Here is a 22,463-nt window from a genome sequence, read left to right on the forward strand (position 1 = left end):
CGTGGAGAAACAGAATTTAATCTTAGCGTTCGAATCTAGTTGTGATGAAACGAGTGTCGCCGTCGTCGCAGACGGACAAACAATTTTATCGAATGTCATTGCAACACAAATTAATAGTCACAAACGTTTCGGTGGGGTCGTGCCAGAAGTGGCAAGTCGTCATCATATTGAACAAATTACGATTTGTATTGAAGATGCCTTGAAAGAAGCCAACGTTACTTATGATGACTTGGACGCGGTGGCAGTCACATATGGTCCCGGATTAGTGGGAGCGTTGTTGGTGGGGGTTAACGCGGCTAAGACCGTTGCGTATGCCCATCATTTGCCATTGATCCCGGTGGACCATATGGCGGGACATATCTATGCGGCCCGTTTTGTGAAGCCGTTTGAATTTCCATTGATGGCATTGCTCGTTTCAGGTGGTCATACGGAGTTAGTTTACATGCAAGCCGATGGTCAATTCGAAATTATCGGTGAAACGCGTGATGACGCAGCTGGTGAAGCTTATGATAAGATTGGCCGTGTGCTAGGGGTACCTTATCCAGCCGGCAAAGTAATCGATGAAATGGCGCACCAAGGTCAGGATACCTTTAACTTTCCACGTGCCATGATTGATGAAGATAATTATGATTTTAGCTTTAGCGGGTTGAAAAGTGCCTTCATTAACACAGTGCATCATGCCGATCAGATTGGTGAAACCTTAGATAAAAATGACTTAGCAGCGAGTTTTCAGGCCAGTGTGGTTGACGTGTTAACCGCTAAAACGATGCGGGTCTTGGCACAGTATCCGGTTAAACAACTGGTACTCGCTGGGGGTGTCGCTGCTAATCATGGTTTACGCGAGCGTCTACAAACCGAATTGCCGACGAAGTTTCCGGCAACGGAGCTCTTATTAGCACCGTTGAAGTTATGTGGTGATAACGGTGCCATGATTGGTGCTGCGGGTTATGTTCAGTATCAGCATCATCAATTTGGGGATGCTACTTTGAACGCTGACCCTAGCTTGGAATTCGATTGGATGCCTAACATGGTTCATTAAAACTAATAAAAAACGTCGGCCCTGATTATGATCAGGCCGGCGTTTTTGTTAACCGAGATTTTCTAATTGTTCTGCTTGTTCGGTCCAGTCGTTTTCTGCTTGTTCATGTTCAGCATTGACGGCCTCTAATTGCTTTTGAAGATCCTGCAATTTACCGGCATCTGCGAAAACTTCTGGTTGTGACATCTGTTCTTGAATGGTTGTTGCTTGCGTTTCCAGCGTACTCATTTTTTCTTCTAGTGCGGCCACTGAACGTTCAAGTTTGCGTTTGTCACGTTGCTGTTGCTTGCTAGCTTGATAGTTCTGCTGTCCCTTTGAACGTGGGTCGGGTGCGGCAGTGGCTTGTTCAGTTGTGGCAGCACTTTCACTAGCGGCGGCCGCGCTTGCCGCTGCCTCGGCTAATTCGGCTTGTTCTTGTTTCTTGTCGATGTAGTAATCATAATCGCCTAAGAACAATTCAGTCCCAGTTGGTGAGACTTCTACGACGCTGGTGGCGACTTGATTAATGAAATAACGGTCATGAGAAACAAACAATAAGGTCCCATCAAAGTCATTTAAAGCAACTTCCAAAACTTCGCGGCTATCGATGTCCAAATGGTTCGTCGGTTCATCTAAAATTAGAAAATTGTCATTTTGCATGGCTAACTTAGTTAAAAGTAAGCGGGCACGTTCACCACCAGAAAGGGCGTTAATTGGTTTATCGACATCTTCACCCGTAAAGAGAAAACTCCCTAAGATCGTGCGAATGTCTTTTTCAGGTGTCGTGGGATGTTCGTCCCAGAGTTCACTCAAGACAGTTTTACGATCATGTAAGTTCTTCTGTTCCTGATCGTAGTAACCAGTGACCACATTTGTCCCGAATACGGCTGCGCCTTTAATAAATGGAATCTGCCCCAGGATACTTTTTAACAGGGTAGATTTACCGATGCCGTTTGGGCCAACAATCGCGATAGCTTCATGTTTCTTGATGTTTAAATTATCCGGTTCAGACAGAATCTGACCTTGATAACCAACGGCAGCATCTTTGACGGTTAACACAATGTTGCCACTTTGTTTAGCCGCGTGAAAGCCAAAGTGGGCAGTCTTTTCGTCACTATCTGGTCGTTCCAACCGATCCATTTTAGCGAGCTGTTTTCGTCGTGACTGCGCTCGTTTGGTGGTCGAAGCCCGGACAATATTGCGATTGACAAAATCTTCTAATTTACTGATTTCGGCCTGTTGTTTTTCGTAGTGTTTCCATTCAGCTTGAATCCGAGCGGCTTTCGTTTGGATATATTGATCGTAATTACCGGTGTAATGCACCATTTCATGATGCGACAAATCGTACACTTCATTAACGACGCGATCTAAAAAGTAACGGTCATGACTCACGATTAGTAGCGCACCGGTATAGGATTGCAAATAGCTTTCCAACCAGGTTAACGTCTCAACATCCAAGTGATTGGTTGGTTCATCTAAGATCAACAAATCTCGTTTTTCGAGCAACAGCTTCGCCAAGGCTAGCTGGGTCTTTTGACCACCTGATAATTCGGTCACTGATTTATCATAAACATCGGCATCAAATTGGAAGCCATGTAGCACGCCTCGGATTTCTGCCTGATAACCATAACCATTTTGTTGCTGAAAATCTGTTTGAACTTGATCATAAGTTTTCAAAGTTTGCTCATAGGTCGGTTGATCGGCAATCACTGCGGGGTCACTGAGTTGATCTTCCAGTTGGTGCATCTGTGCTTCTAATTTATGTAAGCCAGCAAAGACACTGCTCATTTCTTCCCAAATCGTATGCGCGCTATCTAAGCCTTGATCTTGGGCTAAATACCCAATTGTTAACCCCTTGCGCATTGAAATTTGGCCTTCATCTGGGACGGTTTCACCAGCAATCATTTTTAAAAGGGTGGACTTGCCAGCCCCGTTGCGACCAACTAATGCCACGCGGGCGTGGTCTTGAATGTCCATTTGTACGTTATCGAACAAGACATCAGCGCCAAAACGCCGCATGACTTGTTGCACTTGTAGTAAAATCACGTTTTTAAGCTCCTTTCAGGGTTGATTCGTCAAATAATTGTAGCATATTGCCACGATTAGCCCTAATGAAACGGAATAATAAGTAAATATTATTTCACAAAGTGTCGGGGTATGCTAGAATAGTGTCAGCAAATTCACAAACTTTTAATAAGGAGGGTCGTCCAATGGCAGAAACAAAAATTCCCCGGGCAACGGCGAAACGGTTACCGATTTACTACCGGTATTTAAATATTTTATTAGACGCAGATAAAAAGCGCGTCTCATCAACAGAACTGTCTGAGGCGGTTAAAGTTGATTCAGCCACGATTCGACGGGATTTTTCCTATTTTGGCGCACTTGGCAAACGTGGTTATGGTTATGATGTTGAAAAGTTGCTAACCTTTTTCAAGAAGATCTTGAATCAAGATACGTTAACGAATGTGGCTTTGATTGGGGTCGGTAATTTAGGACATGCTTTGCTCAATTTTAATTTTCACAAGAACAGTAATGTCCGGATTTCGGCTGCTTTCGATGTTAATGAGTCGATTGCGAACACCGTACAAAGCGGCGTGCCAGTTTATCCAATGTCTGAACTTAAGAAACAATTAATCGAACAACAGATTGAGATTGCCATCTTAACGGTGCCAACCTCGGTTGTCCAAGCGGTGACGGATGAATTAGTTTCAGCAAATGTGAAGGGAATCATGAACTTTACGCCTTTGCGCATTTCAGTGCCAGAAACGGTCCGGGTTCAAAATGTTGATTTAACCAATGAGTTACAAACTTTAATTTACTTTATTGAACATTATGGTGAACAACTTGGCGATAAATCTAAAGCTGAAAAGTAACGAATGAAGTTTAAAAAGACGCAACTAGCAAAAGCTGGCTGCGTCTTTATTTTAAGCTGATTTAATTGAAAAGTATCGGTATGACAACCGCGCCGTTCATCAAAACATGTGCAATCATTGAAGTCTGAATGCGACCGGTGTGGCGGTAGAGCCAACAGAAGAACAGGCCAACAAAGGCGTAGAGGATGAGATGACCGTCCGCGTGGGCGAAACTGAACAGTAGACTGGAAATAACCGCGGCACCAATGCTTCCAGTGACCGGCGTGAAAAAGCCAAAAATAACTTTCCGAAAAACGATTTCTTCCATAATTGGGGCCCCAACAAGCACAGCCAAGAAAAAGAAGGGGTACTTTTGCCCAACTGCGAGTAAAGTACTGGTGTTTTCAGATGCAGTTGATTGACCTAACAAACGAGTCAAGTTTAAGATGGCATTTTGGCCGACAATCACGATAAAGGTACCAGCTAAGCCCCAGAGAATGGTCGATAACCAAGTGCTAGGCTGTTGCTCAATGGTGTTGGGCTGGGCATGGTGCCAAGCCAACCAACCGATGATTATGGCACCGATTAAGTAATCTAAAGTTTGGATAAGGTAAACTTCTGAACCCAAGTGTGGGAAGCCCGTGACTAATAAAGTGGGCAACGCATAAACGATAAAATAACAAACTAAAATACTGAGAGATTGGCGGCGATTGGCCATTTCTTTCACGTCCTTACGGTGTAGATTTCGAGTCAAACTTGACTTAAGTAGTCCCATTATAGTCGATTTGACATTCTTTGACTAATTATTGACGAATAACTTGCATTCTCAAATGAAAATGTTATAGTTGATTTTGTGATTAGCACTTGAACTTTAGGAGTGCTAAAAAAGAACAAATGGAGGGATTCACGTGTTAAAACCATTAGGTGATCGTGTCATTTTGCAACAACAAGCAGAAGAAGAACAAACAGTTGGCGGAATCGTTATTGCCAATAACGCTAAGGAAAAGCCACAAAGCGGTAAAGTTGTTGCCGTTTCCGATGGCCGTGTTTTAGATAACGGGTCTAAAGTAGCCCCAAGTGTCAAAGTCGGCGAACAAGTTTTGTTTGACAAATACGCTGGTACTGAAGTTAAGTATGAAGGCGCTACGTATCTTGTTTTGCACGAAAAAGATATTGTCGCAGTCGAAGACTAATCCATTTAAATGATTTAATTAAAAACTATTTATGAGGTGAATACAGATAATGGCTAAAGAATTAAAGTTTTCTGAAGACGCACGTTCAGCAATGCTCAAAGGTGTCGATCAATTAGCTGACACTGTAAAATCAACGCTTGGTCCTAAGGGTCGTAACGTTGTTTTGGAACAATCATATGGCTCACCAACTATTACTAATGATGGGGTCACAATTGCTAAGGCCATCGAATTAGACGACCATTTTGAAAACATGGGTGCTAAATTAGTTTCGGAAGTTGCTTCTAAAACTAATGATATCGCCGGTGATGGGACGACTACTGCGACGGTCTTAACACAATCGATCGTTAATGAAGGTATGAAGAACGTAACTGCCGGTGCTAACCCAGTTGGCATTCGTCGTGGGATCGAAGAAGCGACTAAGACGGCGGTTGATTCATTGCATGCAATGGCTCACGAAGTTAAGACACAAGAAGATATCGCTCAAATCGCGGCGGTTTCATCTTCAAGTCAAGAAACTGGTAAGTTAATTGCTGAAGCAATGGAAAAAGTTGGTCATGATGGCGTCATCACGATTGAAGAATCACGTGGCGTTGACACAAGCTTGGATGTTGTTGAAGGTATGCAATTTGATCGTGGTTACTTATCACAATATATGGTTACCGATAACGATAAGATGGAAGCAGACCTCGATAGCCCTTACATTTTAATTACCGATAAGAAGATCTCGAATATTCAAGATATCTTACCATTATTGCAATCAATCGTTGAACAAGGCAAGCCATTGTTGATCATCGCGGATGATATCTCTGGTGAAGCTTTACCAACCTTAGTCTTAAACAAGATGCGTGGGACGTTCAATGTCGTTGCAGTTAAGGCACCCGGTTTTGGTGATCGGCGTAAGGAACAATTACAAGATATTGCCATCTTAACTGGTGGGACGGTCATCACTGATGATTTAGGTCTTGAATTGAAAGACACTACGATTGATCAATTAGGTCAAGCTAACAAAGTTACGGTTACTAAAGATAACACCACCATCGTTGAGGGTGCTGGTGCTAAGGATGCCATCTCAGAACGAGTTGACTTCATCCGTAACCAAATTAGTGAAACCACTTCTGATTTTGATAAAGAAAAGCTCCAAGAACGTTTAGCTAAGTTGGCTGGCGGGGTCGCCGTTGTGCGGGTCGGTGCTGCAACTGAAACTGAATTGAAGGAACGTAAATATCGGATCGAAGATGCTTTGAACGCAACTCGTGCAGCCGTTGAAGAAGGCTTCGTTGCTGGTGGTGGGACTGCCTTGGTTAACGTTATCAAAGACGTTGACGCTTTAAAGGAAACTGGTGACGTTCAAACTGGGATTAACATTGTTAAACGTGCTTTGGAAGAACCAGTTCGTCAAATCGCCGAAAACGCTGGCCTTGAAGGTTCAGTTATCGTTGAAAAACTCAAGGAACAAAAACCTGGCGTTGGCTTCAATGCTTCGACAGATGAATGGGTTGATATGGTTAAAGCTGGGATCGTTGATCCAACCAAGGTGACACGTTCAGCTTTACAAAATGCAGCCTCAGTTTCAGCCTTATTATTAACGACTGAAGCCGTTGTTGCTGAAAAGCCTGAACCACAAGCACCAGCAGCACCTGCTGCACCAAACCCAGGTATGGGCGGTATGATGTAAGTTGAATTAAGACTTTTAACACCTACTCGTTGGAGTGGGTGTTTTTTTAATCAAAAATAAGTAGCCAAGTCTTGAAGTGAGGAGTAAACTAGGGGGCTATGCGGGTTGAAAAAGTTAGGGTGTTCCAGTTAAACGTGTAGTATTTATTAATTTAAAGTAGTAAAATCAACTTTGACTTAGCACTTACTTGGGAATAATTATTTTTGAAATAAAGGAGTTATTATCATGTGGCGTTATTTAAAACGGTTAGTTATCGGGAAACCGTTAAAAACCATGGATGAAGGCGGGCAGGCGCTCACTAAGTTCAAGGCGCTGGCGCTGCTGTCATCAGATGCGCTCTCGTCAGTCGCTTATGGTACTGAACAGATTACCACCGTATTGATTGCCCTTTCAGCAGCAGCCTTAATGTATCAATTATATGTTGCGGCATTGGTATTGGTGCTTTTATTTGCGATTACGATGTCTTATCGACAAATCATTCGGGCCTATCCTTCGGGTGGTGGCGCGTATGTGGTTGCCAGTACGAACTGGGGGCGGCCAGCTGGATTAGTCGCTGGGGGGTCGTTACTTGTTGACTATATGTTGACGGTCGCGGTTTCTGTGACTTCTGGGACCGAAGCGATTACTTCGGCGGTACCGGCATTAGTCAATTATCAAGTTCTGATTGCGGTCCTGATTGTGATTGCAATTATGGCCTTGAATTTACGTGGTATGCGAGAATCAGCGTCATTTTTAACGTTTCCGGTTTATTTCTTTATCATTATGATTATCGGAATGATTTTATGGGGTATTATGAACATTGCTAGCGGTAACTTGACGTATCACGCCTCGGCCGCAATTGGGGCACCAGTCAAAGGGATGACCTTGGTACTCTTCTTCCGGGCCTTCTCATCAGGTTCTTCTTCACTGACAGGGGTCGAAGCCATTAGTAATGCGGTTCCTAACTTTAAACGACCAAAACGGCGTAATGCCGCGAATACTTTGGCTATTATGGCGATCGTATTGGCCATCTTCTTTGGCGGAATTACCTATTTAAGTTATTATTTGGGGATTAAGCCACAAGCTGACAATACGGTCCTATCACAAATTGCAACGGCCGTCTTTGGCCATGGTTTGTTTTATTACCTATTGCAATTGGCGACGGCTTTGATCTTGGCAGTTGCCGCTAATACTGGGTTTTCGGCCTTTCCAATCTTGGCTTATAATTTGGCGAAAGATAAGTTCTTGCCACATGCCTACATGGATCGTGGGGATCGACTCGGCTATTCTAATGGGATTATCTCATTAGCCGTCGGTGCGATCGTTTTGATCATTATCTTCCATGGGAAAACAACGTTATTGATTCCACTGTATGCTGTTGGGGTCTTTGTCCCGTTCACCTTGTCTCAATCTGGGATGATCGTGCATTGGTTACGTGAACGTGGTGAATGGTGGTGGCTTAAATCAGCGGTCAATTTGCTGGGCGCTTTGATTTCACTAGTTTTAGTAGTCTTCTTATTTGCCTTACATTTTGGCAATGTTTGGCCTTATTTGATCGTGATGCCACTCTTGCTTTACATGTTCTACCGAATTCACGTGCACTACAATCGGGTTGCGGCTCAATTGCGTGTGGTGGCGAAAGAAAAGGCAGAATTGCATGACTATGATGGTGCCACAGTCATTGTCTTAGTTTCCAATGTGACACGGGTTACTGCTGCGGCTGTCAATTATGCGCGTTCCATCGGTGATTATGTGATTGCGATGCATGTTTCCTTTGATGAAAATCCAGAAAAAGAACATAAAACGGCGGCTGAATTTAAATCAACCTTCCCAGATGTCCGTTTTGTGGATATTCATTCATCATATCGTTCAATTGCCACGCCAACGTTACGCTTCTGTGACGTCATTGCAAAACGTGCGGCAGAACGCAACTTTTCAACCACGGTCTTGGTGCCACAATTTGTTCCTAAGAAGCCTTGGCAGAATATTTTGCATAACCAAACGAGCTTACGCTTACGAGCGGTTTTGAATTCACGGGAAAATATTATTGTTTCAACCTACAACTATCATTTAAAAGAGTAGTTAACGACGACGTGGGGATGGCACTGCTATCTTAACACGTCGTTTTTTTAGTTGATTTGTGACCGAATTGTGTAGGCTTTCCTAAGTTTCCTTGAATCGAGTTGTCAAGCGGGATTCTGGTTTGTATAATTATCGGTAGTAGGTCAGAGAGGAGTTACGCGCAAATGATTAGATTTGAAATCTTAGTCTGCTTAGTTGCGACCATGATGATATCCGCGATATTAACGCCGTTTGTGCGAAATTTTGCGTTTAAAATTGGGGCGGTCGATCGACCAAACAATCGTCGGGTGAATAAGATTCCTATGCCAACGATGGGTGGTTTAGCCATTTTTATTGCTTATACGTTCGGCACGACGATGCTCTATTTAATGCACCAATTTCCGATGCGCTTATTTTACGCGCTATTGGGTGGCGAATTAATTATTTTGGCGACCGGGATTATTGATGATATCTATGAATTAAAACCACGGCAAAAAATGCTGGGGATTACGCTAGCCGCCTTAGAAGTATACTTCATCGGTGGTATTCGGATGACAACGTTTACCTTCCCATTTATCGGTCTGATTCATTTTCATTGGTTGAGTTTACCGATTACGTTGTTGTGGATCTTAGCCATAACTAATGCCATTAATCTCATTGATGGCTTGGATGGCTTGGCCACCGGGGTTGCCATCATTGCATTGAGTACGATGGGGATCATTGGGTTATTCTTCTTGAATGCGAATACCTTTGTCTCATTGTTGATCTTTACATTGGTCGCTGCTATGTTAGGTTTTTTACCTTACAATTTTTTCCCAGCCAGAATTTATCTCGGCGATACCGGCTCATTGTTGATTGGTTTTATGACCGCGGTATTCTCGTTATTTGGCTTAAAAAATGTCACATTGATTTCGGTTGGGGTCCCCGTGATGATTTTAGGAGTCCCGATTACGGACACTATTTACGCGATGATTCGACGGATCTTAAATAAAAAGCCCATTTCGCAGGCCGATAAACATCATCTGCATCATCGGTTGATGCAGTTAGGGTTGACCCACCGACAAACGGTCATGGTCATCTATGGCATTGCTTTGATTTTTTCCTTTATTTCATTGCTTTATCCAATCTCGTCAATAGGTGGTTCGATTCTGTTAACCATTGGTTTATTATTTGGGCTAGAATTATTTGTGGAAGCCATCGGGCTAGCGGGTGACAATCGGCAACCCTTGTTAAATTGGATTAAGCGGACAGTTGCGAGATTTACGTCAAAAAGTAATCATTAAAGCTTAGCTTCAATTGTCAAAGACTTGATAACGTTATGGTTATCAGGTCTTTTTTGTTGTGGTTGATTAGGTTGAAATTTGTAGCCTTTACGAAAACTATACAAGGGTTTTACATAAACATCATTTTGAATTTACAAACGGCCAGTAATATAAAGACTGTTCCAAATGGCAGTCAATGAATCGTCCAAGCTAAACAGTGATCATGCTCGCATCACGATATAGTACTTTCTACCCAGACTTGCTATTTTAGCTGGGCGACGTTGATTGTTCTAATTATGAGTGCAAAATGGAAAAGGGGAGTTTCAATTATGAAAAAAGCAGTGACATTAGGGGCGCTGGCCGTAACAATGACCATCTTATTAGCTGGCTGTGGTAGTAGTTCAGCAACTAGTACTAAGAACACTAGCAGCAGTAGCGCAAAGTCTTCTAAGACGACTAAGATTGTTGCAACCGGGTCAACCGCGTTACAACCATTAGTTGAACAAGCCGGTCAAGCCTTCCAAAATGAACATTCGAATGTAACGATCAATGTTCAAGGTGGTGGTTCTGGTGCCGGGTTAAGCCAAGTTGCTAAGGGTTCTGTTAATATTGGTAACTCCGACTTATTCGCTGAAGAACAAAAAGGTCTCGATGCTAAAGGACTTGTTGATCATAAAGTTGCCGTTGTTGGGATGGCACCAGTTGTCAACAAAGCCGCTGGCGTGACCAACGTTTCTAAAGATCAATTGGTTAAAATCTTTCAAGGCAAGATCACTAACTGGAAAGAAGTTGGCGGTAAGAACGAAAAGATTACCGTTGTGAACCGGGCTCAAGGTAGTGGGACACGGGCAACCTTTGAAAAATGGGGCTTAGACAACGCTAAAGTTGCGACAAGCCAAGAACAAGATTCAAATGGGACAGTTGAAAAAATCGTTTCAACCACGCCAGGTGCCATCAGCTATTTAGCCTTTTCATACATCAAGTCTGGTCTTGAACCACTTTCAATTGATAACGTTAAGCCAACTGAAGCGAACGTTGCCAATAACAAGTGGAAGATCTGGGCTTACGAACATATGTATACTAAGGGTGCCCCAACTGGTGAGATCAAGACCTTCTTGACTTACATGACTTCCAAGGGTGTTCAAGGGAACTTAGTTAAGAAGTTAGGCTATATTCCATTGACTTCAATGAAAGTTGATCGTGGGTTATCTGGTAAGATTACCACGCTTAAATAATTAAATTTAAATGACTAAAAGCACTTTTCAATCGTCGGCTATGCTGACCTTGAAAAGTGCTTTTTTATGATTACTCGGTTGTAAGTGGGACCTCGTTATATTGCTCGCCTTGATTGCTAAACGTGGCTTGGCCGCTGAGAAGATTGGTAATAGCAGTTTGAGTGGTGTCAACAGCCGCTGTGTCCACCGCGATGATCAATTGTACTTTTACCGCATAGTGGGTATCTAATGTGGCTAAATGGTGCTGTGTCAGATAATAAGTTAAGGCATCGACATTGCGATAATCAATTGTGACCGCTAATTTGGTTTGGCGGACGCGTTGAACTTTGCCAATTGCCTGAATCGCCTGAACGGGTGTACTGTTGTAAGCTCGAATAAGGCCACCAGCGCCAAGCTTGATGCCACCAAAGTAACGCGTTACAACAGCAAGAACATCATGAACTTGATTTAATTTTAGGGCTTCTAAGATTGGGACACCAGCGGTTCCAGAGGGTTCACCGTCGTCACTCATTCGTTGAATATGATCGTCATCACCAAGGACGTAAGCAAAGCAATGATGAGTGGCTTTGGAATCTGCGGCACGAACGGCAGCGATTTTAGCTTGGGCATCGGATTCATCCGTAATACGATACAAATGAGCGATAAATCGTGACTTCTTAATCGTTTGTTCAAAAACTGTATCAGTGGCCAATGTATAATATGGCTCGGTCAAAATGAATCAGCTCCTTTTTAAATTAATGCGGGTTAAAAATTCGTAGTTAAGTGGTAAAGGGGGCGGAAAATGATGCAAGCAACTGAGCTATACGGCCGTCAGATTGCTTTGACGGCTGCTGAAGCAGAGGCGTTACCAGCAAAGACCCAGAAATTGATTGGCTTGCAAGTGACAGCCAAGACATTGAAATGCCAACGTTGTGGGAGTTTATTAAACCGTCAAATGGCCCAATTACCACGACAACAATTTTATTGTTATCAATGTTTGAATCTAGGCAGAATTAGTACCTTAACTTCACTTTATCACATTCCTGAACCAAATGATTTTCCGAAGACAGGACGGTTGACTTGGCACGGTCAGTTAACGACGCAACAAGCAGCTTGTGCTGAAATGATACAACATAACTTTGCCACACACCAACGACATTTATTATGGGCAGTGACCGGTGCAGGGAAAACGGAAATGTTGTTTCCGGGATTAGCATGGGCGTTAGCTCAAGGCTGGCGGGTTGCGATTGCTTCACCCCGGGTAGATGTGTGTATCGAATTATATCCGCGACTACAGGCCGCTTTTTCAGATTTAGAAATTGCGTTGTTGCATGGCCGACAGACGGCACCATATCGCTATTGCCAGCTGACAATTTGTACCACACATCAGTTATTGCGATTTCGGGAAGCGTTTGATGTTCTCATTGTAGATGAAGTCGATGCCTTTCCGTTTGCGGCTAATCCGCGTTTAGGTTATGCCGTTGAGCAGGCATTAAAACCCGTCAGTGCCTTGTTATATTTAACCGCGACACCGAGTCGAGAGTTGTTACGAGAGGTTCGGCGTCAAACGCTGAGTCTAAGTTATCTGCCATTACGTTTCCATCAACAATTATTGCCGACAATCAAAGTGACGTTGCAACCGAAGTGGTGGACACAGATTCAGGCCGGACGGCTGCCTTCAAGACTACGACATTGGTTAACTGATTACGTTAAGCGCGGTCAACGGTTTTTAGTTTTTGTCCCGCGAGTGGCCCAATTGGCTGTCGTTCAGGCGGCGATTCAACAAGCCTATCCAACCTTAAAAGGACTGACCGTTCATTCGACTGACCCAGAACGGTTAGCCAAAGTACAAGCGATGCGGGCGACAACGGTACAATATTTAGTGACGACGACCATTTTAGAACGGGGGGTCACTTTGCCAGGAATCGATGTGATTGTGTTAGGAGCTGATGAGCCAATCTTTTCCACCGCGGCGTTAGTTCAGATTGCTGGTCGAGTGGGGCGCTCACGGGAACACCCCACCGGACAAGTCCGGTTTATCTGTAGTTCCTATGCACGTCCGGTTAAGCGTGCCATTCGTCAAATTAAATTGGTTAATCGGAAAGGACGGCGGTTACGTGACCAAATGCCTGTTGTGTCAGCGGACAACTGAACCGAAACTCACTTTACCTTGGTTGCTGAGCTGGCAGCCACTAGTTGCGCCGGTCGTCTGTGCAACTTGTTGGCAAACCTTTACGCCAATTGTGAGTAGTCAAGCTTGTATCGGCTGCGGACGTTCACAAACCCAGCGGTCATTATGTCATGATTGTCAACGCTGGCCACAAAAAGCATTTTACAATCAAGCGCCCTTTACATACAATGACGCGATGCAAGCTTATTTTGAACAATATAAGTTTAAGGGGGATTATCGACTCCGACTTGTCTTTCAACAAGTCTTACGAACAAAATTGGCTCAAATGCAGCCAGATTTGAGTATCGCAATTCCAGTGACACCGATGACCATGGTGACGCGCGGGTTTAATCAAGTGACTGGTTGGCTGGCGGCCGGTGAAAATCCAACTTGGTTGCAAACTCAGGAAAGTGACAAAGTGATCCCACAATCGCGTAAGACACGTCAAGAGCGTTTATTAACCGCACAGCCGTTTAAACTTACCACTACGGCACCGCCATTAACGGGTAAAACGGTCGTTATTATTGATGATGTTTATACAACTGGACGGACGTTACGGCATGCTGCTGATCTAATCCTGGAAAACGGTGCCAAGTCAGTGATAGGGCTAACTTTAGCCCGTTAATTATGATGAAAAATGGCATTTGGATTGTTTATTATAGCGCTTTCTATTATAATGAATTTAAGCAAAGTAATGAAAGAGTGGTCCTTTGATTACTTTGGGTACACAGTAATGTGTGTGAAGGGAGAGAAGATCTATGCTTAATTTTAATATTCGCGGTGAAAATATCGAAGTGACACAAGCTATTCGTGACTATGTTCAAAAACGGGTGGGTAAGTTACAAAAATTCTTTGACAATAACGTTGACTCAATTGCTCACGTCAACTTGAAGATTCACCCAGACAAGACTGCTAAAGTCGAAGTAACGATTCCACTTCCCTATTTAGTTCTCCGGGCAGAAGAAACTTCTCCTGATATGTATGCTAGTGTTGATTTGGTAACCGACAAGCTCGAACGCCAAATCCGCAAGTATAAGACCAAAGTCAATCGCAAGTCCCGTGAAAAGGGCTATAAAGCCATTGACTTTGCGGCGACTGATGAAACGGTTGCAGCTGCTGATAACGATCAGGACGATAAGTTAGATGTTGTACGTACGAAGCGGGTTTCATTGAAACCAATGGATAATGAAGAAGCAATCTTACAAATGGATATGCTTGGTCATGATTTCTTCATCTACGAAGACGCGGAAACGGATGCCATTAATATCGTTTATCGGCGAAACGATGGTCGTTATGGTTTGATTGAAACTGGCGACGATCAATAAATTGAATGCCCAAATAAAGAACTGGTCTTTGGCCAGTTCTTTTAATTTACAAAAAAACTTCTGTTGGTGACGTTAATCATTAAGAATGTTAAAAATCGGGGCTTGTTGGCGCTAAAATTTGAAATAAACCGCTTCGATACCGGTTACATTGGGCTAGTGTAGTTCCCATTAACGTTAAAAAATGGTAAAATTACAGATGGTATTTTATTTTGAAAATAGACTATAAAGAATCGATGACTTAATAATTATTATTTGGAGAGGATACGTAAATGGCCAACATTTTAAAACGCTGGGTTGAAAGCGACAAGCGCGTCATTCGGCGTCTTGATAAAACTGCGAACAAGGTTGAAGCTTATGCTGACGAATATGCTAAATTAAGCGATGCCGACCTAAAAGCGAAAACACCAGAATTCCGTGAACGATATAAAGAAGGCGAGTCACTAGATGACTTGCTCCCAGAAGCATTTGCGACCGCCCGGGAAGGCGCTAAACGGGTGCTTGGCTTATATCCATTCCACGTGCAAATTTTAGGTGGGATCGTGTTACATGAAGGCGATATCGCCGAAATGAAAACTGGTGAAGGGAAGACCTTAACGGCCACCATGCCGGTTTATTTGAATGCTATTTCCGGTGATGGGGTACATGTTGTCACGGTTAACGAATATTTGTCAGCACGTGATGCGACCGAAATGGGTGAACTTTATCACTGGTTAGGCATGAGCGTCGGTATTAACAGTGCAGACAAAACGCCTGAAGAGAAGCGCGAAGCTTATAATTCTGATATTACCTATTCAACTAACGGTGAAATTGGGTTTGATTACTTGCGGGACAACATGGTCGTTTATCGTGAAGACATGGTTCAACGCCCATTAAACTTTGCGATTATTGATGAAGTTGACTCAATTTTAATTGATGAAGCGCGGACACCACTGATCATTTCCGGCCAATCCGAAGGGACGACTGGGATGTATAAGCGGGCGGACCGCTTTGCCAAGACGTTAACTAAAGAAGAAGATTACAAGGTTGATCTAGAGTCCAAGACGGTTGCGTTATTGGATGAAGGGATTCGGAAGGCTGAAAAGTATTTTGGCTTGTCTAACTTGTACGATACGGACAATACTGCCCTAAACCATTACTTAGATGAAGCGCTACGTGCCAACTACATCATGTTGAAGGATAAGGATTATGTGATTCAAGACGGTCAAGCAATGATCGTGGATTCGTTTACAGGTCGGATTATGGATGGACGACGGTTCTCAGATGGGTTACATCAAGCCATCGAAGCCAAAGAACATGTTGAAATCCAAGAAGAAACCAAGACTATGGCGAATATCACCTACCAAAACTTATTCCGGATGTACAAGAAGCTTTCTGGGATGACTGGGACGGCGAAAACGGAACAAGAAGAATTTCGTGAAATTTACAACATGGAAGTTATTACGATTCCAACCAACCGACCAATGATTCGGGATGACCGTTCAGATTTACTTTATCCAACTTTGCGGAGTAAGTTTAATGCAGTTGTTAAAGAAATTACTGAATTGCACAAAAAAGGTCAACCCATGTTAATTGGGACGGTCGCCGTGGAAACCTCTGAATACTTGTCACAACGTTTGGATGAAGCCGGTATCCCGCACGTGGTCTTGAACGCTAAGAACCATGCGAAGGAAGCGGACATCGTTGCGAACGCTGGGCAACGTGGGGCGGTAACCATTGCCACCAACATGGCTGGTCGTGGGACTGATATTAAATTAGGACCTGGCGTCAAAGAACTTGGCGGTTTGGCAGTTATTGGGACTGAACGACATGAGTCTCGACGGATTGATAACCAGTTACGAGGCCGTTCTGGTCGTCAAGGTGATCCTGGTATGTCACAGTTCTACTTGTCATTGGAAGATGATTTGATGTTGCGTTTTGGTTCAGAACGAATCAAGAACTTCTTGCAACGGATGAATGTTGAAGATGATGATGCGGTGATCCAATCACGGATGATCACACGTCAAGTGGAATCGGCACAGAAACGAGTCGAAGGGAACAACTACGACTCCCGGAAAAACGTCTTGCAATATGATGATGTGATGCGGGCTCAACGTGAAGTGATTTACGGGGAACGTCAACAGGTTATCATGGAAGAGAAGTCTTTGAAGTCGGTCATTATGCCAATGATCAAGCGAACGGTTGAACGGACAGTTCAATTGCATACCCAAGGCGATCAAAAGACTTGGGACTTGGCAGCAATCGTTGACTTTGCCACGGCGGCAATGGTCAAGGAAGATGCGATTTCGGTCGATGATTTGAAAGATAAATCACAAGCTGATATTGAAGATTATTTGATGCAACGTGTTGAGACCATTTATGCAGATAAAGCCAAACAACTTTATGATGCCGGGCAAATGCTCGAATTCGAAAAGGTGGTTGTTTTACGAGTGGTTGATGCGCATTGGACCGATCATATCGATGCCATGGATCAATTACGTCAATCCATTGGGTTACGTGGTTATGGTCAATTAAATCCATTGGTTGAATACCAACGAGATGGGTATCGGATGTTTGAAGAAATGATTGCGGATATCGATTATGATACAACGCGACTCTTCATGAAGTCTGAAATTCGTCAAAATATCCAACGTTAATTAAACATTAATCGGTGAAAACGTAGTTGGCTTTGGTCCGACTACGTTTTTTGCCAAGTAAATCATTTTAAATAAGTTGAAAGAAGGGTGCTTTGTGGAATTAAGTGAAACGAAACATTTAATTGAAGAAATGCAAACTGCCGTTAACAACTTTAGGGGGTCGCTTTGACTTAGATGCTTTAAATGAAAGCATCCAAGAAAATGAAGCTCGCATGGCCGAACCAGGTTTCTGGGATGACCAAGCAGCGGCCCAAAAAGTTATTGACGATAATAATGTCTTAAAAGGTAAGTTTGACGACTATCAGCAATTAGCCGATGAAGTTGGAGATCTTGCTGTGGCGTACGAACTATTGAATGAAGAACCCGATGCTGAAATGCAGGCTGAGTTTGAAACTGATTTGACTAAAGCTCAGCATCATTTACAACAGTATCGGTTGAACTTATTGCTGGATGGCCCATATGATCGAAACAATGCGATCCTTGAAATTCATCCTGGTGCTGGTGGCACGGAATCACAAGACTGGGGTTCAATGTTGTTGCGCATGTATACTCGGTGGGCCGCTAGTCATCATTTCACGGTAGAGACCGTTGATTATCAAGCTGGCGATGAGGCTGGCATCAAAAGTGTGACCTTGCTGATTAGTGGGCACAATGCTTACGGTTATCTGCGGTCAGAAAAGGGTGTGCATCGATTAGTCCGGATTTCACCTTTTGATGCAGCTGGGCGTCGGCACACCTCCTTTGCGAGTGTCGATGTGATGCCAGAATTGGATGATAGTGTTGAGATTGAGATTCGTCCAGATGATTTAAAGGTGGATGTTTATCGCGCTAGTGGTGCGGGTGGACAACATGTCAATAAAACGTCATCAGCTGTTCGAATTACGCATTTGCCAACTGGAATCGTGGTTGCTAGTCAGGCACAACGATCGCAACTTCAAAACCGCCAAACGGCGATGAACATGTTACGAGCAAAACTATATGAGCGTGAAGAAGAGAAAAAGGCTAAAAAACGCGCCGCTATTCAGGGTGAACAACTGGATATTGGCTGGGGATCGCAAATTCGTTCCTATGTCTTCCATCCCTATACCATGGTGAAAGACCATCGCACAAATTATGAATCCCATGATGGTCAAGGGGTCATGGATGGTGACTTAGATCCATTTATTGATGCTTATTTGCAATGGAAATTGGCGCAACGTAATCCACAATAGCTAAAAGTAATACTAAGTTGACTTAGCAATCGGTGGGTCGACTTAGTATTTTTTTGTTTATCAGTATTATAATGACGGAGCATTAATTCGTTAATGCCGGGGAGAAACTCGTGGTGGACAGCATTGGTGTGCCATAGTAAAAATGCTATACTAGCCTCAGAGTTTAACGTTAGGAGCAGCGCGCATGCACGTATGGAAAGTACTGGAATTATTTTTGATTCAACCACTGGTTTGGATTGGGTTGATTCGCTGCTATTTGGCAGCACGTCACCGTGTCCATTATGAACGGTTACATTTTAGAAGTGCGATTGATGCGCACTATTTGGAAGTCCGTAATTTTTTTAAAGATGGGTTATTATTTGGCGTGATTGCGACTGTGGTCAGCCTAGCTTTGGGCTTAGTCGTTTCGCCAATCTGGGTCGTGATCTATGAATTATTAGCGGTCTTGAGTTTATTATTGATACCGACTCGCTTGACACCAGTAACGGTATTTGGGTTGAGTTGGCTAGTTTACTGGGTCCTGAATCCAAGCTTAGTGGCTCAAATTGGCGCTCGCTTACGGACTCATGGGGTCATTTCATTAGGCTTGAATAGTGGCGTGATTATTAGTGGCTTTTTAATTCTGGGTTTAGGTTTGGCAGCGACCGCTGTTTTATTGCGACGTCGAGACACACAACTAAATTCACCACAAATTCGGCCGGACCAGCGTGGCAAACGAATCGTGCGCTACCGTTGGCAACAGCTATTGGTTATCCCAGTTGGGGTCCTAATTCCAGGGGATTGGTTGCATGCGACGTTACCCTGGTGGCCTGTTTTTCAAGTCGGCACACAACAGTTTAGTGTTTTGCTATTACCATTATTGTTAGGTGCAAGTGTCCAAGTTTATAAACAGCAGCCACAGGTGGCTTGGCGGCGATTAGCGAAGGACTATTGGCTAGTCGCAGCTGTAAGTGTCATTTTCGCACTGGCGGCGCGTTGGTTAGCACTTAGCCCACAATGGTTAATCGGTTTGTTGGGAGTGTTAGTGGTCCTTCTTTGGGGCAGTTTATTGCGGCATCGCTATCACGATCAACACCAACAATTTTGGTTTTCTGATACGGATCAAGGGGTCAGAGTCATTGGGGTGCGGCCCAAGACCCCCGCAGCCAAGCTTAATTTGAGTATTGGCGATGTGATCTTGGAATGTAATCGTCAGCCGGTCCATTCAGAGGCGCAATTTTATGCCGCAATTTTGACGAGTCCGACTTACGTACATCTGAAAGTTCGGAACGTCCAACAAGAATTAATTATTACTGAAACGGCGATTTATAGTGGGGCACCCCACGAGTTAGGGATAGTGTTATTCACTGATCAGGAGGATTAACGACCATGGATAAGATTTTAGTAGTCGACGATGAACCAGCAATTGTGACGTTATTATCATATAACTTGAAACAAGCTGGGTACGAAGTGGTGACAGCGACGGATGGGGAAGCCGCGTTGTCGTTAGGACTAGAAGAATCATTTGTTTGTATTTTATTAGATTTAATGTTGCCAAAATTAGATGGTATGGAAGTGACTAAACGGTTGCGTCAAGAGAAAGTCCGGACGCCAATTATTATTGTGACGGCCAAAAATGATGAATTTGATAAAGTCTTCGGCTTAGAATTAGGTGCTGATGACTATATCACGAAACCCTTCTCACCACGGGAAGTTTTGGCACGGATCAAGGCGGTGATTCGCCGGATGACACCTGTTGATGATACCGAAACGACCCCAGCGCCAACCCCTAATCGGGCGATTACCGTCATTGGTGATTTGCGTGTTGATCAGAATAAGTATCGTGTGACGCGTAATGGCAAAAATATTGGTTTAACGCCCAAAGAGTTTGAATTGCTCGTTTATTTTATTGAACGTGAGGGCCGTGTTTTAAGTCGTGATGCCATTCTAAATCATGTTTGGGGTTATGATTATGCCAGTGAAACGCGAATTGTGGATATTCATATTTCACATTTGCGAGAAAAAATTGAGGTTGATCCTAAAGATCCCCAGTTAATCCGAACTGTGCGTGGTTTTGGATACGAATTTGTGGGTGCGGATCATGCATGACCAGTGGCAACAAACTTGGCGCCTGCTAACCTTGGAAAATATCCTGATGCTGTTGCTCGGCTTAATTGTCGTGCAACATTTTTCAGTCATTCGATGGTCAACGGCGCTGGTACTTTGCCTATTGGTGGCGGTGGTCGGGCTCGCACTGATTGAAGCTGGTATCGTGTGGTTTCGACAACGTGAACGACAAAAAACGATTGACCGCATGGAAGCCAAGTTGCGGCAAATGAGCAGTCAACAGTTTCCACCACATATTTTGTTGCCAGAAAATGATCCGTTATATAGCTTGTCACAGGCAGTTAATCAATTGGAAAGTTACCAACGAAATCAGACACGACGAGCCGAATTACAGGAAAAAGAATTGATGATGATCATGCGGTATTTGCCGATCGGAGTGATGGTTATTGATCATCATCGGCAAGTTCAGCTTTCAAATCCTGCGATGAGTGAATTGTTGTCCCAATCAATCAACTCAGTGGCACATTTATATACGAAGGATATTCAGTTATACGCGCTAACTAAAGTGATTGAAGATACTATTACGACGCAAAAAAATCAGCGGGCAACGGTCACGTTAACACCAGCGCCGAATACGCAAGTAGTGGAGGCAACGACTGTTTATATTCAAAATAGTCGTTCACACTACCAAATTGTGCTGATGCTCTATGATATTACAGAAGTTTATATGATTGAACAGATGCAAGATGACTTTGTCAGCAATGCCAGTCATGAGTTGAAGACGCCAATTACGGCAATTGCTGGGTTTACTGAGACGTTGTTGAGTGGTGCTAAAGAAGATCCAGCTACCTTGGATCAATTTTTGAAGATCATTGCGGACGAAAGTCAACGCTTGATTGACTTGATTCAAGACGTGTTGTCCTTATCACGAATCCGAGCTCAGAGTACCACACGTTTAGCGAGTCAGACCATTAAGTTAAAGCCGCTGGTTGACCAAGAGCTATCTTTACTGCAACAGGCTATTCAGAGTAAGCAATTGACGGTCAGAGATGACGTTGATCCTGCCATTTCGGTTACTGCGGATGTGCAAAAGCTGAGTCAAATCGTCAAAAATTTACTTTCAAATGCGATTAAGTATAATCGACCGAGTGGAACGGTTACTGTGATTGCAAAGGCCGATGAGATGAATTGGGTTTTGATTGTTAAAGATACCGGCATTGGCATTAGTGCGGATGATCAGCAACGTATTTTTGAACGTTTCTATCGCGCTAGCCCATCTCGGTCACAGCAAGTGGTTAGTGGGACTGGTCTTGGACTGGCTATCGTTAAAGAATTGGTGACGGCAATGCACGGACAGATTGCAGTGACAAGCCAACGTGGTGTCGGTACGACGATGACTGTCACGTTTCCATTGAAAATAAGCCATTAAAAAAGATGATTTAGGCGTCGAGTTGACCTAAATCATCTTTTTTTGTGTCCTTATCTATCACGGTGTCTTTGAGTCACGAAACAACCAAGTTTATTTTAAGAAAAGCGTATTTGAAAATTCAGTGAACATTTCAACGACCGATTTGTCAAAATAATCTATTTGAAGGGCTGTCTTAGTTTACTTTGAAAGCATTGACGGCAACAAATGACCAGTGGTTGGTTAAGTTGCCGAAGTTAACTTCAAGTTTGCCATGTCTTTAGTTTACCCGGGCATGCCGGGAGCGTATAGTCACAGAGAACGTTGAGCCAGTGAACGTTGGCGATATTTACACAATCTTTACAAAACGCCTATCAAGACTTTACACAAACTTTGTATTATTTATATTGAGCAATGGG

The 22,463-nt window shown here is 43.5% G+C and carries 18 protein-coding genes; 15 read left to right on the forward strand and 3 right to left on the reverse strand.

The annotated features are described in order from the left end of the window. Position 1: 1 nt before the first annotated feature. Positions 2-1,039, forward strand: a complete 1,038-nt coding sequence (gene tsaD / locus RA086_RS02710) for a tRNA (adenosine(37)-N6)-threonylcarbamoyltransferase complex transferase subunit TsaD (protein WP_308702380.1) — start codon at positions 2-4, stop codon at positions 1,037-1,039. Positions 1,040-1,087: 48 nt separating this feature from the next. On the opposite strand, the gene RA086_RS02715 is transcribed toward tsaD, so the two are convergent. After that, complete coding sequence (locus RA086_RS02715) at positions 1,088-3,064, reverse strand: ABC-F family ATP-binding cassette domain-containing protein (protein ID WP_308702381.1); 1,977 nt, start codon at positions 3,062-3,064, stop codon at positions 1,088-1,090. Between the two features lie 164 nt (positions 3,065-3,228). Here RA086_RS02715 and RA086_RS02720 point away from each other — a divergent pair, with 164 nt between their 5' ends. Next, positions 3,229-3,891 carry a redox-sensing transcriptional repressor Rex gene (locus RA086_RS02720; protein ID WP_308702382.1) on the forward strand — a complete coding sequence of 221 codons (663 nt, stop codon included), beginning with the start codon at positions 3,229-3,231 and terminating at the stop codon, positions 3,889-3,891. 61 nt (positions 3,892-3,952) lie between these two features. Here the strand turns inward: RA086_RS02720 and RA086_RS02725 are convergent, their stop codons facing one another. Beyond that, the gene (locus RA086_RS02725) at positions 3,953-4,588 is read right to left on the reverse strand and encodes a CPBP family intramembrane glutamic endopeptidase (RefSeq protein ID WP_308702383.1); all 636 of its coding nucleotides are present in this window, start codon (positions 4,586-4,588) and stop codon (positions 3,953-3,955) included. A gap of 190 nt (positions 4,589-4,778) precedes the next feature. On the opposite strand from RA086_RS02725, the gene groES reads away from it, so the two are divergent. The 5 genes from groES to RA086_RS02750 all read left to right on the forward strand — a co-directional run bounded on the left by groES (position 4,779) and on the right by RA086_RS02750 (position 11,275). Next, positions 4,779-5,063 carry a co-chaperone GroES gene (gene groES, locus RA086_RS02730; RefSeq protein WP_308702384.1) on the forward strand — a complete coding sequence of 95 codons (285 nt, stop codon included), beginning with the start codon at positions 4,779-4,781 and terminating at the stop codon, positions 5,061-5,063. Positions 5,064-5,112: 49 nt separating this feature from the next. After that, a complete protein-coding gene (gene groL / locus RA086_RS02735) occupies positions 5,113-6,738 on the forward strand; it encodes a chaperonin GroEL (protein WP_308702385.1) in 1,626 nt (541 codons plus the stop codon). 225 nt (positions 6,739-6,963) lie between these two features. Then, the gene (locus tag RA086_RS02740) at positions 6,964-8,799 is read left to right on the forward strand and encodes an APC family permease (RefSeq protein WP_308702386.1); all 1,836 of its coding nucleotides are present in this window, start codon (positions 6,964-6,966) and stop codon (positions 8,797-8,799) included. A 164-nt stretch (positions 8,800-8,963) separates the two neighbouring features. Beyond that, on the forward strand, positions 8,964-10,061 hold the full coding sequence (locus tag RA086_RS02745) for a glycosyltransferase family 4 protein (RefSeq protein WP_308702387.1): 1,098 nt from the start codon (positions 8,964-8,966) through the stop codon (positions 10,059-10,061). 308 nt (positions 10,062-10,369) lie between these two features. Beyond that, positions 10,370-11,275, forward strand: coding sequence for a phosphate ABC transporter substrate-binding protein (locus RA086_RS02750; protein ID WP_308702388.1), 906 nt, complete (start codon positions 10,370-10,372; stop codon positions 11,273-11,275). 70 nt (positions 11,276-11,345) lie between these two features. On the opposite strand, the gene RA086_RS02755 is transcribed toward RA086_RS02750, so the two are convergent. Then, on the reverse strand, positions 11,346-11,987 hold the full coding sequence (locus RA086_RS02755) for a YigZ family protein (protein WP_308702389.1): 642 nt from the start codon (positions 11,985-11,987) through the stop codon (positions 11,346-11,348). Between the two features lie 72 nt (positions 11,988-12,059). On the opposite strand from RA086_RS02755, the gene RA086_RS02760 reads away from it, so the two are divergent. The 8 genes from RA086_RS02760 to pnpS all read left to right on the forward strand — a co-directional run bounded on the left by RA086_RS02760 (position 12,060) and on the right by pnpS (position 22,068). Continuing rightward, a complete protein-coding gene (locus tag RA086_RS02760) occupies positions 12,060-13,406 on the forward strand; it encodes a DEAD/DEAH box helicase (protein WP_308704400.1) in 1,347 nt (448 codons plus the stop codon). Continuing rightward, entirely contained in the window at positions 13,372-14,049 is a 678-nt protein-coding gene (locus tag RA086_RS02765; protein ID WP_308702390.1) for a ComF family protein, read from the forward strand. The genes RA086_RS02760 and RA086_RS02765 overlap by 35 nt, the downstream gene beginning before the upstream one ends. Before the next feature lie 133 nt (positions 14,050-14,182). Then, on the forward strand, positions 14,183-14,749 hold the full coding sequence (gene hpf, locus RA086_RS02770) for a ribosome hibernation-promoting factor, HPF/YfiA family (RefSeq protein ID WP_137615811.1): 567 nt from the start codon (positions 14,183-14,185) through the stop codon (positions 14,747-14,749). A 269-nt stretch (positions 14,750-15,018) separates the two neighbouring features. Continuing rightward, on the forward strand, positions 15,019-17,382 hold the full coding sequence (gene secA, locus RA086_RS02775) for a preprotein translocase subunit SecA (RefSeq protein ID WP_308702391.1): 2,364 nt from the start codon (positions 15,019-15,021) through the stop codon (positions 17,380-17,382). Between the two features lie 94 nt (positions 17,383-17,476). Further along, positions 17,477-18,593 (forward strand): peptide chain release factor 2 gene (gene prfB / locus RA086_RS02780; protein WP_308702392.1). Its coding sequence is split into 2 segments (ribosomal slippage): positions 17,477-17,548 and positions 17,550-18,593, totalling 1,116 coding nucleotides; the frame shifts between segments, so codons are not numbered across the junction. Between the two features lie 184 nt (positions 18,594-18,777). Then, on the forward strand, positions 18,778-19,956 hold the full coding sequence (locus RA086_RS02785; RefSeq protein ID WP_308702393.1) for a PDZ domain-containing protein: 1,179 nt from the start codon (positions 18,778-18,780) through the stop codon (positions 19,954-19,956). Between the two features lie 5 nt (positions 19,957-19,961). Further along, on the forward strand, positions 19,962-20,681 hold the full coding sequence (locus RA086_RS02790; RefSeq protein WP_308702394.1) for a response regulator transcription factor: 720 nt from the start codon (positions 19,962-19,964) through the stop codon (positions 20,679-20,681). Next, complete coding sequence (pnpS, locus tag RA086_RS02795) at positions 20,674-22,068, forward strand: two-component system histidine kinase PnpS (protein WP_308702395.1); 1,395 nt, start codon at positions 20,674-20,676, stop codon at positions 22,066-22,068. Before RA086_RS02790 ends, pnpS begins: the two co-directional genes overlap by 8 nt. The last annotated feature ends 395 nt before the right edge of the window (positions 22,069-22,463 follow it).

It is taken from the genome of Lactiplantibacillus brownii (assembly GCF_031085375.1).
Taxonomy (GTDB): Bacteria; Bacillota; Bacilli; order Lactobacillales; family Lactobacillaceae; genus Lactiplantibacillus; species Lactiplantibacillus brownii.